12 protein-coding genes are annotated in these 15,008 nt (G+C 35.6%); 5 read left to right on the top strand and 7 right to left on the bottom strand.

The genetic code is table 11. The annotated features are described in order from the left end of the window. The first annotated feature begins 34 nt into the window (after positions 1–34). The 3 genes from NCC77_RS12075 (at position 35) to NCC77_RS12065 (ending at position 2,471) form a co-directional block, all read left to right on the top strand. Positions 35–685 (top strand): VOC family protein, encoded by a 651-nt coding sequence (locus tag NCC77_RS12075; RefSeq protein ID WP_250835786.1) that lies wholly within the window; start codon positions 35–37, stop codon positions 683–685. 62 nt (positions 686–747) lie between these two features. After that, positions 748–2,028 carry a DUF6624 domain-containing protein gene (locus NCC77_RS12070; RefSeq protein ID WP_250835785.1) on the top strand — a complete coding sequence of 427 codons (1,281 nt, stop codon included), beginning with the start codon at positions 748–750 and terminating at the stop codon, positions 2,026–2,028. 44 nt (positions 2,029–2,072) lie between these two features. Further along, entirely contained in the window at positions 2,073–2,471 is a 399-nt protein-coding gene (locus NCC77_RS12065) for a tautomerase family protein (protein ID WP_250835784.1), read from the top strand. 39 nt (positions 2,472–2,510) lie between these two features. Here NCC77_RS12065 and NCC77_RS12060 read toward each other — a convergent pair whose 3' ends face one another. The 5 genes from NCC77_RS12060 to NCC77_RS12040 form a co-directional block, all read right to left on the bottom strand. Then, positions 2,511–4,511, bottom strand: a complete 2,001-nt coding sequence (locus NCC77_RS12060) for a heavy metal translocating P-type ATPase (RefSeq protein WP_250835783.1) — start codon at positions 4,509–4,511, stop codon at positions 2,511–2,513. 503 nt (positions 4,512–5,014) lie between these two features. Continuing rightward, positions 5,015–6,280, bottom strand: coding sequence for an efflux RND transporter periplasmic adaptor subunit (locus NCC77_RS12055; RefSeq protein ID WP_250835782.1), 1,266 nt, complete (start codon positions 6,278–6,280; stop codon positions 5,015–5,017). Positions 6,281–6,282: 2 nt separating this feature from the next. Continuing rightward, positions 6,283–7,566, bottom strand: a complete 1,284-nt coding sequence (locus NCC77_RS12050; RefSeq protein ID WP_250835781.1) for a TolC family protein — start codon at positions 7,564–7,566, stop codon at positions 6,283–6,285. Between the two features lie 238 nt (positions 7,567–7,804). Then, on the bottom strand, positions 7,805–10,927 hold the full coding sequence (locus NCC77_RS12045; protein WP_250835780.1) for an efflux RND transporter permease subunit: 3,123 nt from the start codon (positions 10,925–10,927) through the stop codon (positions 7,805–7,807). A 108-nt stretch (positions 10,928–11,035) separates the two neighbouring features. Beyond that, on the bottom strand, positions 11,036–11,359 hold the full coding sequence (locus tag NCC77_RS12040) for a DUF6660 family protein (RefSeq protein WP_349306047.1): 324 nt from the start codon (positions 11,357–11,359) through the stop codon (positions 11,036–11,038). A 295-nt stretch (positions 11,360–11,654) separates the two neighbouring features. Here NCC77_RS12040 and NCC77_RS12035 point away from each other — a divergent pair, with 295 nt between their 5' ends. Continuing rightward, complete coding sequence (locus NCC77_RS12035) at positions 11,655–12,776, top strand: hypothetical protein (RefSeq protein WP_250835778.1); 1,122 nt, start codon at positions 11,655–11,657, stop codon at positions 12,774–12,776. Positions 12,777–12,788: 12 nt separating this feature from the next. Beyond that, positions 12,789–13,553, top strand: coding sequence for a porin family protein (locus NCC77_RS12030; protein ID WP_250835777.1), 765 nt, complete (start codon positions 12,789–12,791; stop codon positions 13,551–13,553). Between the two features lie 69 nt (positions 13,554–13,622). Here NCC77_RS12030 and NCC77_RS12025 read toward each other — a convergent pair whose 3' ends face one another. Both NCC77_RS12025 and NCC77_RS12020 read right to left on the bottom strand, forming a co-directional pair. Then, on the bottom strand, positions 13,623–14,216 hold the full coding sequence (locus NCC77_RS12025; RefSeq protein WP_250835776.1) for a chemotaxis protein CheB: 594 nt from the start codon (positions 14,214–14,216) through the stop codon (positions 13,623–13,625). After that, a complete protein-coding gene (locus tag NCC77_RS12020; protein ID WP_250835775.1) occupies positions 14,195–15,007 on the bottom strand; it encodes a CheR family methyltransferase in 813 nt (270 codons plus the stop codon). The genes NCC77_RS12025 and NCC77_RS12020 overlap by 22 nt, the downstream gene beginning before the upstream one ends. Between the last annotated feature and the right edge of the window lies 1 nt (position 15,008).

Below are 15,008 nucleotides of genomic sequence, written 5' to 3'. Positions count from 1 at the left end.
AAAGAAGCTTTTTCTTTTATAAAAAATTATTGTCATGAGAATAGATCAAATACAAATCAAAACGAACGATATTCAAAAAACGAAAGCATTTTACCAGAACCTTTTTGGACTTTTTGTTCTGGAAAATGATCAAAAATCAATCACATTTCAGGCTGGAACTTCTATTTTAAAATTTGTAGAAGATCCAGATTTTAATTCCATCTATCACTTTGCTTTTAATATTCCTGAAAATCAGCTTGAAGAAGCCATTCAATGGTGCAAAGACAAAGTGGATTTAATTGTTCTGGAAGATAAAAGCGTCGTTACTAACTTTGAAAACTGGAATGCGCATTCTATTTATTTCTTTGATCACAACGGAAATTTACTCGAATTCATTGCTAGACATGATCTTAATAATGAACAAGTTGGTGAATTCAACTCTGCTTCTATTTTAAACATAAGCGAAATCGGAATTGTTACGGAAAATCCGTTAGAATTAGGAAATCAATTAATTGAAGAACACGGATTGCATTTCTTTTCTCAAAATACCAATACAGATAAATTTGCTGCAATTGGCGATCATGAAGGCTTATTGATTTTGGTTCAACCGACTAGAAATTGGTATCCAACTCAAATTCCTTCTGAAAGTAATCCGGTAAAAATAACTTTGGAGAATAATGAAAACATAATTGAATTACGTTTTTAAAACACTTTGTTTCAAGCACATCAAAATATAATTTGTATTTTCATCTTCCAAAAGCTGAAAAAATGAGTTTAAAATATCTGAAACAATATGGATTTCTCTTATTGCTATTTAGTTTTTATACTTCTAAAGGGCAAAATAATCTTGCATACGAAGCTTTAATTGCAGAAGCTTCGTTATTGCATCTTCAAAAAGATTATAAAAACGCCATTCCAAAACTGGAAAAGGCATTTTCAATTGAAAAACCCAATGATCTAAATGCTTACAAAGCGGCTGGAATGTATTCGCTTGACGAAAATAAAACAAAAGCGTTTGAGTATTTAGATTTGTCATTGGATAAAGGTTGGACGGAAACAGACCAATTATTGATCGATCCGTATTTTGATTTCATTCGGAATAACTATCCTGAAGAATGGAAAGTTATAGCGCAAAAATCGCATTTGAAAGAACAAGAATATGAAAAGACATTGTTACTTCCTGAGCTTCGAAAACAAATTATTGCAATGGGAATTGAAGATCAGAAAATCAGGTATTCTAAAATTCAAACTTCTGATCCTGCACAATTGAATGAAATACAGCAGAAGATTAACGAGTTAGATTTTAAAAATCTTTCTGCTGCAAAAGAGATTTTGAAAAAACACGGCTGGCTCAAAATATCTCAAATTGGTAAAGACGGCGCTCACAATTTCTGGCTCATTGTACAGCACTCAGATCAAGATATACTATTTCAAACAACTGCTTTGCATGAAATGGAAAAACTAAAAGGAACAAAAGAACTCGATATGGAAAATTATGCTTTTTTGTATGATAGAGTTCAGTGCAATCTCAATTACAAGCAACTTTACGGAACGCAAGTAAATTGGACCCAAAACGGTGAAGCATCAGGTTTTAGAGGAATTTTAAATGAAAATGAAATCGATAAAAGGCGAATTTCTTTAGGATTGCTTCCTTTAAAAATTTATGCGCTGAATTATGGTTTTAAATATACTCTCCCAACAGCTTTAGACGCTACAAAAAAAGAAAAAAAAGATATAGAAGACACTTTAAGTCTTATCCGTTTAGCTAAAAAATATTATGTGACAAAAGAATTTCAGAAAGTATATGAAAACTACAATAACGCCTCAATGATTCTAGGTGGAATGACGAGCGCACAAAACTTTGAAGCTGCAGAACTTTTTGCAAAAATTTACAATCAGAACAATGAAGAACAATATCGAAGTATTGCTTTAGATTTTTTAAGTTTAAATCATCTTAGAGGCGATTTAAACTTAAAATCATTATTATCTAATGCAACATTTCAAAAATTCTATTCCGAAAGTAGATGGAAAAATATAATCAATAAATAATTCGATTTTTTGTACTTTTATTGTTGATTTAAAAACTGAATAAAATGCCATTTGTTAGAATAAGTCTTCCAAAAAAACTTTCGCTTGAAACAAAAAATACTATTTCTGAAGTTATTCATCAATCTTTAATTGAAGAATTTAATATTCCTGTCGATGATTATTTTCATGTAATTGAAGAACTAGAAACATATCAGATAAAATATCCTAAAAGTTATTTAGGAATTTCACATTCTGAACAAATAGTTTATGTACAAATAACTGCGGGACAAGGAAGAACTTTAGAACAAAAGAAAAAACTATATCATAAAATTGCTTCAAAAATTTCGGCTTCAACTGAAATCCTAATCAACAACATAATTATTGTTTTACTAGAAAATAATGGTCATGAAAACTGGTCTTTTGGCAATGGAGAAATTCAAGAGCAAAAACATTTAAAGAAATAAGTAAAAAGCCCAATTCGTATGAATTGGGCTTTTATTATCTTAAAATTTCATTCTCTGAATTCTTACTGCATTCAATATCGCTAATAAAGCCACACCAACATCAGCAAAAACAGCTTCCCACATTGTGGCAAGTCCGCCCGCGCCAAGAATTAAAACAAAAGCCTTAACCACAAAAGCAAGTGTAATATTCTGCCAGACAATCTTTTTGGTCTGTTTTCCGATATTGATTGCCATTGCAATTTTACTAGGTTTATCGTCCTGAATTACGACATCGGCAGTTTCTATGGCAGCATCGCTTCCTAAACCTCCCATGGCAATGCCGACGGTGCTTAAAGCAATTACAGGCGCATCGTTTACGCCATCGCCCACAAAAGCAATCGTTTCGTTTTTGGCCTTAATTTCGTTGACTTTATTGACTTTATCTTCGGGAAGCAAATCGCCAAAAGCTTTCGTAATTCCAAGCTTATCTGCTACGAATTGAACGACATTCGATTTGTCTCCACTCAACATGGTCAGCTTTACGCCTAGAGATTTTAGTTTAGAAACCGTTTCTTTCGCATCTTCTTTAATTTCATCTGCAATGGTTAAATAGCCGGCAAACTTTCTGTCGTAAGCGATGGCAATTGTGGTATAAACTACAGAAGACGGATCAATATCATACGAAATATTGAATTTCTCAAGAAGCTTGAAGTTTCCCACATGCAGCTCTTTTCCGTTTATCTGAGCCTTTAAACCGTGACCTGAGATTTCTTCTACATTATTCAATTCGATTGATGAATCGATTATTCCAACATGATTATGAATGGCAGTTGCTACAGGATGCGTGCTTTTTCCTTCTAAAGCATTAACAAATTTCAGAATTTCCTCTTTATCAAAATCCGGTTTTATAATAACTTCCTGCACTTTAAAAACACCTTCGGTCATGGTTCCCGTTTTATCAACCACCACATTCTGAATAGTCGAAATACTGTCGAGAAAATTACTGCCTTTAAACAAGATTCCGTTTTTACTTGCAGCACCTATTCCGCCAAAATAACCCAGTGGAATACTGATAACCAAAGCACAAGGGCAAGAAATTACTAAGAAAACTAAAGCTCTGTACAACCAGTCACTGAAAACGTAATTATCTACAAAAAGCATTGGAAGCAGACAAATCGCAATGGCCAGATAGACTACAATCGGTGTATAGATTTTAGCAAACTTTCTAATAAACAATTCGGCAGGAGCTTTTTTGGTTGTGGCGCTTTGTACCAATTCCAGAATTTTAGACAATTTACTGTCGTTGTAAGCTGTTGTTACTTTTACCTCAGCAATAGTACTTCCGTTTAGCATTCCTGCCAAAACGGTATCGCCTTTCTTTTTAGTGTCTGGTTTACTTTCTCCCGTTAAAGCCGCTGTATTAAACGAAGCGGAATCGGATAATAATTCGCCATCCAAACCGAGTTTTTCTCCTGCTTTCAGCTGAATAATGGCTCCAATCTGAACGTCTTTGGCTTTGACTTTTACTGCAACATTGTTTTCTAAAACATGAACCTCATCTGGACGTTGATCGAGCAGACTTTTAATACTCGATTTGGCTCTATTAACCGCCATTCCTTGAAAAGTTTCTCCAATGGTATAAAACAGCATAACAGCAACACCTTCTGGATATTCTCCAATGGCAAAAGCACCGATTGTGGCGATACACATCAGGAAAAATTCTGAGAAAACATCTCCTTTTACAATGCTTTCATAAGCTTCTCTCAAAACTGGAAGTCCGACCGGAAGATACGCAATTGCATACCAGACAATTCTAACATATCCTGTAAACCATTCTTGCGGAAAATAGTTATCAAAACCAATTCCGATTAGCAATAAAATAAAAGATATAATTGATGGAAGAAATAGTTTAAATAAATTGCCACTTGCATTGTGTTCGTGATCATGTCCGCCATGATCATGCCCATCATTGTCTGAATGCACTGGTTCGTCATGAGAACAGCAGCAGGAAGGTTTGGCTTTACTTTTTATCGTTTTTATTTCTTTATCTTGATGTATCATTTTTTGAGTTTCAGGTTTCAGGTTTAAAGTTTCACGTTTTTAATGCCTGAAGTTATTGTTTAAATAATGTCCTAAAATTAAGCATTTTGTGCTAAAGTTTGTTGCCACGAAGACACTAAGTCTCTAAGTTTTTTTAAAGTCTGGTGGAATTAATCTCGCAAAGACTCAGAGCCGCAAAGTTTTTTTTAAGTCGGATTGAGTTAGTCTCGCAAAGTCGCAAAGCTGCTAAGTTTTTTTTTCTCATTTTATGTCATTTCGACGAAGGAGAAATCTCCGCTAGAAACTCCACAAAGATTGAATTCTAGGAACGGAGCTACTTGTGGAGATTTCTCCTTCGTCGAAATGACAAATAATACGTATATTCTCCATGTAAAAAACTTTGTGACTTTGCGAGATAATTCCACTCTACCATAAAAAAACTTTGCGCCTCTGAGTCTTTGCGAGCAAATTACACTCCAGCATAAAAAAAACTTTGTGCCTTAGCGCCTTCGTGGCAAAACTCACTAATGCGAATGCTCCCCGCCACCCTTCATTGCTGAAAGCAAATAAAAAGCGCCTTTTGTAACAATCTTTGCTTGAGAGTCAATTTTATCAACGAATTTAACTTCTGTAAAACCTAAATCGGTTGTTCCTGGAATTACCTCTAAAGCTTTAAAATGAACTTCTGCCTCATGTGCTTCTTCTTTTTCGCCTACTTTGTGTTCGTGTTTTTCTTCTGCATGGCCTTCTTCCTGAACAAAAACAAAATACTTATCGGCATTGCGGACTACGGCATCTTTTGGCAATGCTGGAACAGTTGCATTAACTATATTGATATTCGCAGAAACATACATTCCCGGAATCAAACCTTTGGCATCAGCAGGATCAATTTTGGCATGTACGGCAACTGTTTTGCTCTCGTTAGAAAAAGACTTATTGATTCCGAAAATCTTTCCTTTAATTGATTTATTCGACTGATTCGTTAAGACAAAATCAATTACCTGACCAACAGAAATCGAACCCAAATCTTTCTCATACACATTCAAATCCAAATGCATCTGGCTGTTGTCTACCACTTCAAAAAGCGAAACTCCGGTATTCGCAAAAGCGCCTTTAGCAATATTGATTTTTCCAACAAAACCATTTATCGGCGACACAATTGGCACAACCGATGTAGTGCCTTTTGCACCCACATGTAAAGCATCTAGCTTGTTTTTTGCGGCTTGCGCACGGGCTCTTTCGGCCGCTAATTTGGCTTTTACTTCCTGAAAAGTCTTTCTCGGATTCACATTTTCCTCACTCAACGTTTTCTGGCGATTATATTCTAACTGCAAGAATTCTACATTGGCAACAGCCGACTGATAATCTTCCTGCATTTCTATAACTTCTAGATTCTGAATCGTCGCTAATACTTTTCCTTTGTTTACATAAGTTCCTTCCAAAACAAAAATATCTTTTACTGTTCCACCAATTAAAGTCGAAACCTCAGCAGAATTTTGCGGAGGAACTGTTGTGTAACCATTTGCTTTGATGACTTTGTTGAGATTACGATCTTCTACAATTCCAGTTTCAATTCCTACCGTTTTGAATTGTGATTCCGTCAAAGCCACTTCTGTAGTTTCTGTTTCTTCTTCCTGAGCGTCTTCCGCTTTCTTTTCGTTACAACTTGCTAAAGTAACCGCAAGGCATGCAAAGACAAAGCGCAAGGCACGCAAGGAAATTAAACTTTGCGAACTTTGCGTTAAAATCTTTACGCTCTTTGCGGCTAAACTATTATCTATATATTTCATGATTAATTGTTTTTGATAGTTGGAAATTGAAGTTCGATAGCACTCTGATTGTAGCTGTGCGTTGCCTCTGCAAACTGTTTTTTAATATCAATAGCCTGATTTAAAAAGCTGATATACGACCAGTAACTCATATCGCCGTTGGCATAACTTTTTTGAGCCGTTTCAATAATCTGATCGGCATAATGCAAGCCTTCATTTTGGAAATACGCTAAGTTTTTCTGCTGCTTTTTGAAATTGTTCTGCAATTCTTCTTTCTGCAAATTCAAAATCATTTTATTTCGATCTAAAGCCATTTGCGACTGCGAAATACTGATTTCGGCCGCTTTGGCTTTGGTAGTATTCACACCTCCAAATAACGGAATCTGTAATCCGGCTGTAAAACCCTGAAACAGCGATTCGGTATTGATGGTTTGTGCAAAATAACCTAATCCAACTTTTGGTGTTCGCAGTGCTTTAAACGTTCCCGCTTCTTTTTGATAAACCGAAATCTGCTGCTGATAAAAATCGGTCATCAAAGTCTCTGCTTTTGTATTTTCCTGATTTTCTAAAAAAGTGTATTGTAAAGCCGTATTTGAATCAGGAACTATATTTTCATCTGTCTGAATGAAAAATTGCAATTGCTTCTGATAAATTGCCAAATCGTATTCTAACTGTGCTTTTTGTATTTCGATTTCTTTTACTTTCGCTTTAGCGCTGATTACTTCAATATTACCACTTTCTCCTGTTTTAAAACGCAGTTCGGCGTTCTTTAAGAACTTGGTATAAATAGCATTCAATTCTGAGTTGAGTTTCTGGATTGAAACACCATACAAATATTGATAATACGCCAATGTCACCGCTTTTTCAATTTCATACGAAGACAAAGCTTTTCGTTTTTCAGCCAGTTTTGCCAATTCTTCCTGCAATTGTCGATTGGCTTTTGTTATATTTCCTAACGGAAAAAACTGCTGTACCGAAACGTTATGGTCGTAATCGGCACTGTTAAACTGTCCGCCTTGATATTGCACTTGAAGCGGATCTGGCTGAAAAGCCACTTTCTTAAGAACGGTTTGTTTCTCGATCTCTTTATCAGCAATTTTTAAGTCGATGTTGTTTGATTTGGCTAGTTCTATTGCTTTTTCTAGACTTATGGTTTGCTGTGCAAATGTTGCTGTACTTGTTAATAGGAATGTGCTTAACCACAAAACCTTATTTGCTAATAGCAACTTATTTAACCGCAAAGTTCGCAAAGGATGCGCGAAGTTCGCAAAGGTTATATACTTTTTTTTATATATTGAATTTTTCATTTTTATCATTTTTGTTTCACGCAGATTTTAAAAGATTTAAGCAGATAAGCGCAGATTAACATTTAAATAATCAAAAATTAATCTGCCAAAATCTGCAGGATCTGCGTGAAAAATCATTTTTTTTGTTTCTCGCAGATTGAGCAGATTTTTTCTTTTAAAATTAATCTGCGAAATCTGCGAGAGAAATTATTTTTTACACGCAGTAATAAATTATCTAATTATCAAATTTTCTCACTAACTAATTATGTTTGCGGTTAAACCCACGCTCCAGCAATAAATACAAAATCGATAAAACGATTAAGGTCAATAAAGTTGCAGAGATTAATCCGCCGATTACTACGGTTGCAAGAGGTTTCTGCACTTCTGCCCCGCCGCTTGTCGATAATGCCATTGGCAAAAATCCTAACGACGCAACCGCTGCGGTCATTAAAACGGGACGTAATCTCGTTTTGGTTCCAATAAGAATTCGTTGAAACGGATCTGAAATGCCTTCTGTTTTTAACTGATTGAAATACGAAATCAGTACAATTCCGTTTAAAACTGCAATTCCAAATAAGGCGATAAAACCAATTCCTGCCGAAATACTAAATGGCATTCCTCTCAGCGAAAGCGCAAAAACACCTCCAATAGCCGATAACGGAATCGCACTAAAAATCAGCAACGCTTGTTTGGCACTTTTAAAAGTAAAATACAGCAAGACTAAAATCAGTCCCAAAGCAATTGGCAAGGCTACAGAAAGTCTTTTTGAAGCTTCAATAAGATTTTCAAATTGTCCGCCATATGTCACATAATAACCCGCTGGAAGTTTAAAACTTTTATCCAGTTTTGCCTGAATTTCTTCGACAACGCTTTTAATATCTCTTCCACGCACATTCAATCCAACAGTAATTCTTCGTTTTCCGTCTTCGCGGATAACTTGCACAGGACCTTGTTCGTATTCAACAGAAGCAACCTGAGAAAGAGGCACTTGCTGGCCATTTGGAAGCGGAATAAACAAATTGCTAACATCTGTAATATCAGCGCGGTTGTCTTCGTCCATTCTCACCACCACATCAAACCTTTTGCTTTCATCATAAATCTTTCCCGCCACTTCTCCCGCAAAAGACGAACGGATAATTTGATTGATATCTGAAATATTCAGTCCGTACAGCGCGATTTTGTCGTAATCGTATTTTATGGTAATCTGTGGTAATCCGGTAACTTTATCAGCTTTCAAATCTCCGATTCCTTCAATTCCCTTTATTTTCGAAATCAATTCAGTTGCTTTGGCATCTAGAATTTCCAAATCGTCACCAAAAATCTTGATGGCAATATCAGATCGGCTTCCTGTCATTAATTCGTTAAAACGCATCTGAATAGGTTGCGAAATCTCGATATTGGCTCCTGGAATAATCTCCATTTCCTTTTTCATGCCATTGGCCAATTCTTCCCAATTATGATACTTCCCTTTCCATTCTTTTTTGTCTTTTAAAACAATAATTAAATCCCCGCTTTCTATTGGCATTGGATCGGTTGGAATTTCACCACTCCCTATTTTAGTCACAATAGTCTTGATTTCTGGGAATTTGGCTTTTAAAATCTGTTCATATTTAGTCGCCGTTTCAACCATTTGCGAAAGCGAACTTCCCGTCATAATGGTCGCATTGATTGCCAAATCGCCTTCTTCGATTGTCGGGATAAATTCGCCTCCCATATTTTGGAAAACAATAAAAGCAAAAGCAAATAACCCGACAGCAACAGAAAGAACTACTTTTTTAAACTCTAAAGCTTTTTTCAATAATGGCGTATAACGGCTTTCTAGCCAAGCAATCATGCGGTCGCTAAAATTTTCTTTGTGTTCTGTTTTTTTTGAAAGAAATAAAGCACTCATCATTGGAATATAGGTCAGCGAAAGAATAAATGCTCCAATAATGGCAAAACCAACCGTCATAGCCATTGGCTTGAACATTTTTCCTTCGGTTCCAATTAGAGCCAGAATTGGCAGATAAACGATCAGAATAATGATTTCTCCAAAAGCAGCACTGTTCCTGATTTTTGAAGCCGAATTATAGACTTCTTCGTCCATCTCTTCCTGCGTTAATTCTTTTTTATTTTTGAGTTTCTGCAGATGATGCATCGTGGCTTCGACAATAATCACAGCGCCGTCAACTATAATCCCGAAATCTATCGCTCCAAGACTCATTAGGTTTCCGCTTACGCCAAAGGCATTCATTAAAATAACAGCAAACAGCATCGCCAGCGGAATCACAGAAGCGACAATCAATCCCGCACGAAGATTTCCTAAGAATAATATCAGAACAAAAATTACGATTAAAGCTCCTTCTAATAAATTCTTTGCAACCGTTTTTATGGAATTATCAACCAGTTTTCCCCTGTCAATAAAAGCTTCGGCAACAACTCCTTCTGGAAGGCTTTTATTAATCTGAGCCATCTTTTCATGAACTCGTTCAACAACAGCGCTGGAGTTTTCGCCTTTTAACATCAAAACCAATCCCGAAACAATTTCTCCTTTTCCGTCTTTGGTTGATGCTCCGTAACGTAGCGCAATACCTTCTCGAACTTGAGCTACATTTCGAACCAAAACAGGAGAACCATTTCGGTTTTTGACTACCACATTTTCGAGGTCTTTTACGCCTTTTGCCATTCCGACACCGCGAATAAAATATGTGTATTGATCTTTTTCGATATAAGCTCCACCTGTATTTTGATTGTTTTTTTCTAAAGCATCAAAAATTTCGGTAATGGTAACTCCAAGACTATTCAGCATATTAGGATTTACGGCAATTTCGAATTGTTTGAGTTTTCCGCCCCAAGTGCTAATTTCAGCAACACCGCGAACTCCCTGCAATTGCGGAATAATGATCCAATCCTGAATTGTTCTCAGTTCAATCGCGCTGTATTTGCTTTCGTAACCTTTTTTGGCATATACATCATATTGATAAATTTCTCCTAAACCCGTTGAGATTGGCGCTAATTCTGGAGAATTTACATAATCTGGAATGTTTTCTTCGGCTTGTTTTAAACGTTGGAATATCTGTTCACGAGCCCAGTAAATATCAACATCCTCTTCAAAAACAACGGTTACAACCGATAGTCCGAAACGAGAAATACTGCGAAGTTCGATCACATTTGGAACTGTCTTTACAGCTCTTTCTAAAGGATACGTAATTAATTGCTCGACTTCTTGACTCGCCAATGTTGGTGCAGTGGTAATAATCTGAACCTGATTGTTGGTTACATCGGGCAAGGCATCGAGCGGTAATTTTTTAAGCGAATAGCTTCCCCAAGCAATAAGTACAAGGGTAAATAATAGTATGACGAATTTGTTTCGTATACTAAATTGAATGATTTTATCTAACATTTGAGTATATAATGACGTGAGAAATTAGACAATTAAATTGTCTGTAAATGTGTGGAAAGTCCACAACTCTCTCGCCCGTTTTCGATTTTTATCGAACAGGCCTAATCATTATGCTATTTGAGGGGGCTGCCAAATACTTCCGTAGAAATTGGAAATAAAAACAGAACTGTAACTTGGCAATACAATTGAAATTTGATTGTAAGGTTTAGGAAACTCAAAACTTACAGTAGAATGGTAACTTAAAACCTGTGCACCACAGCAGTTGCAAGCACAAAATGGAGAACATAAATCATTGTCTTTGTCATGCGAATGATTGTCTTCTGACGCAAACTGAGCTGTTTTATGCATAGCACTGTTTACTTCCATATCGGCGCAGGGCATATTAGACAATGCCAAAAGGTAAATTGATAATATGATTGTTATCCATTTCACAGCTGTAAAAATACAATTTATTTTTTAATTGGTATTTGACGGTGCTAATTCCTAGAATAAAAATACTGAAAAATGGTACAAAAATTATTTTAATGCCTTTTATCATTTTCTTATCATTTTTTGTCGGTGGTAAGAAAATTTCCTTAACTTTAACATTAATTAACACATTATCAAGCCTTAATCTTTAATTACAATAAAGCCAATTTAGCATACCAATAAAAAGATTCTCACAATAGCATTAGTACATATTTATTTTTCGCAGTTTAATTAATTTAACATTAAAACACTTAAATCAATGAAATGTAATACACTAATATCAGCCTTTTTATTACTATTTAGCATGCAAATTTTCGGGCAGGTTTATACCGATAAAATTGTAGGGAAAAAAAATGAAGAATTACTAGACAGTCTTAAAGTAGAAAAATATCCGTACGCTCTGCCTATTTGGGGTGAGAAAGTAGCTCAAAAAGGATACAAACTTCCCTACTCTGCAGGTGTTTCTGTTAATTATTTTTGGCAGGAATCTGAAATTGTCATTAATGATCTAAATATTGGTTTTAATCATGGACCCCAATATAACTTAGATGAAATTGTACGATTTGACAAATCAACGGTTGAAGCTGGTGCGCTAACTATTAGACCTGATATCTGGCTGCTTCCCTTTCTAAATATTTATGGAATTTTTGGAAAAGCCAAAACGGCAACTAAAATTAATGCTGGTATTTGGGTGCCAGATGCAGATAACAATTGGTCTGAAGTTGCCAATTTTAGCACCAAAGCCAATTTTGACGCTACTACTTTTGGTATAGGTATGACACCAACAATTGGTATTGGCGGTGGCTGGCTCGCTCTGGATATGAACATGGCTTGGACTGATATTAGTTCGCTAGATAAACCTGCTTTTTCCTATGTTTTTGGTCCGAGATTAGGAAAAACATTTAAATTCAATAAACCAGACACCAATATAGCGATTTGGGTTGGAGGTTTTAGAGTTCATATTTCTGGAGATACAAATGGAGATTTGCCTTTATCTGATTTTATTGATCTAAGCAGTGCTCAAGCTAAAGTAGACAGCGGACTTCAAAAAGTTTCTGACAATCAGACAAAAGTAGATGCATGGTGGGATGGTTTAACTCCGGCTGAACAAAAAAATCCAGTTAATGTAGCCAAACATAATACTGCCGACAGAGCTCTAGAAAGAGCAGGAACATTCCTTGCAACTCTAGACGGGGCATTGAGCACAGCCTCAGATTCATCTGTTCAATATTCCCTTCAAAAAAGACCAAAAGACATGTGGAACTTCATTATTGGGTCGCAGTATCAATTCAGTAAACATGTAATGTTTCGTGCAGAGTGCGGTTTCTTGGGGACTCGTACACAAGTATTGGGAAGTTTACAATACCGTTTTGGACTGTAATTCATCCATTATATGAAAAAGATTTTATTAATCGTTTTTGCTTTCTTTTGTATTTCCACGGCGCAGTCACAAGTTTTGATTTCCTTAATCTTTGGAGATAAACTCAACTCAGAGTTTTTAGAATTTGGTCTGGAAGGCGGTGCAAATTTTTCTACCATTTCTAATATGGGATCTTCGGCCTTAAACCCAGGATTTAATCTTGGTTTTTATTTTGACTTTAGATCAAAGAAAAATCCTGCCTGGATGATCAATACCGGAGTTATTGTTAAGTCACCAATGGGAGCAAAAGATATTCCAGTGTATTCTCTAAACGATGAAAATCTAGACAATACTTTTGCGGGCGGACATGTGAATCGTGAAATACGTTATTTTAATGTTCCTATTCTAATCAAATACCAATTCAAAAATAATATTTATCTTAAAACTGGACCTCAATTTGGTTTGTTAGCCAAAGCATTTGATGAGTTTAAAAACGAAATCAATAAAGATGATGTGGTTTACAAGAAAAACATTAGAGATCAAATTCATGTTATCGATGCGGGACTTGCTTTTGGTGCTGGTTATCATATGAATGTTGGAAACGGATTAAACATCACCGTTCAATATTACTACGGACTTGTTACGGTAATGAAAGGAGATGGTCCAAATAACCAATACAACCGATCTTTGTACGTTACAGCGGGAATTCCGATCGGAAAAGGAAAAGCGGCACAGAAAAGAGCTGAAAAAGAAGCTGAATTGAATAAAGTCGTACTTCCTGAAGATGAAAAAAATTAAGAAATTGAAGATTTTAGATTTTTGATTAACGATTTTTGATTTCAGATGGAAGAAATCAAAAATCGTTAATCAAAAATCAGCAATATTAATTTCTTTTATAAACTCTAAAATCTCTTCGGTTTTTAAAATAAAATCTGGCACTGTATGCAAAATTGCATTGTTTGGCATAAAAGGCATATCTGCAGAAAGCGGATTCTGCACAACGCTTACACCGCCAGCTGACTGAATTGCTCTCAACCCTGCTGTCCCATCCGAATTGGAACCCGAAAGTAGAATTCCAACTAAATTTTGACCATATATTTCTGCTGCAGACTCAAAAGAAACATCTATACTTGGCCTGCTATAGTTTATTTTTTCTGAAATATCTAAAGATAATGTCTCATCTTTCTCAAATAACAAATGATAATTGGAAGGCGCGATATAAATAAATCCTGCTTCGAGTTTTACTTTGTCTTCTACCTCTTTTACTTTTATTTTTGATTTGAGAGCGATTAAATCTTCTAAAGTTTGTTCGTCTGAGTTTTTTCTGTGAACCACAATGGCAATCGCAAAAGAAACAGGTTTTTCTATAAAGGGCAAAATCTGCAATAATGCCTGCAAACTTCCTGCCGAACCGCCAATTATAACTACTTTACAATTTGTTACTCTTTTATTTTTCTCCATATTTTCTCTTTATCAAATTGTTTGTATTTGGTTTGAGATATAGAATACTTTATAGTTTCTTTTGTTCCAAGTGCCAAAAAACCTAAAACAGCCAAGCTGTCATCAAATAGATTGACCACTCTTTTCTGCAGATTATTATCAAAATAAATTAAAACATTGCGGCACAAAATCAGATCAAATTCATTAAACGAAGTGTCAGAAACTAGGTTATGCTGAGAGAAAACCATTTTCTCCGAAAGATTTTCATTAAATTTTGCAAATCCGTAATTGGCAATGTAATAATCTGAAAAATCTTCCTGTCCGCCCGCTTCACGATAATTATCGGCATAATCTTTTATCATTCTCAGCGGGAAAATACCGCTTTTTGCTGTCTCCAAAACCGTAGCGTTTATATCGGTAGCGTACAATATTGATTTATGCAGCAAACCTGCCTCTTTGAGCATAATCGCCATCGAATACACTTCTTCTCCTGTAGAACAGCCAGCATGCCAAATTCTGATAAAAGGTTTGGTTCCTAGCAAAGGAAGAATTTCTTTTCGAAGCGTTAAATAAAAAGACGGATCACGAAACATTTCTGTAACGTTAACCGTTATTTCATCAATCATTTTTTTGTAATATTCTGGATCGGTACGGACTTTAGACAGAAATTCATGAAAATGCTTAAATCCATCCAAAGTAAATACCCTGCTTACACGTCTTTTAAGTGAGGCTCTTGAATAACTTCCAAAATCAAAACCATAATATTCGTAAACTTCATTAATGAGAGTCTCTAATTCAATATCTTCAATCATA

This window comes from Flavobacterium tyrosinilyticum (assembly GCF_023656565.1).
GTDB lineage: Bacteria > Bacteroidota > Bacteroidia > Flavobacteriales > Flavobacteriaceae > Flavobacterium > Flavobacterium tyrosinilyticum.
Note: the sequence above shows the minus strand (reverse complement) of the source record. Positions and strands in the feature narration are given on the sequence as shown.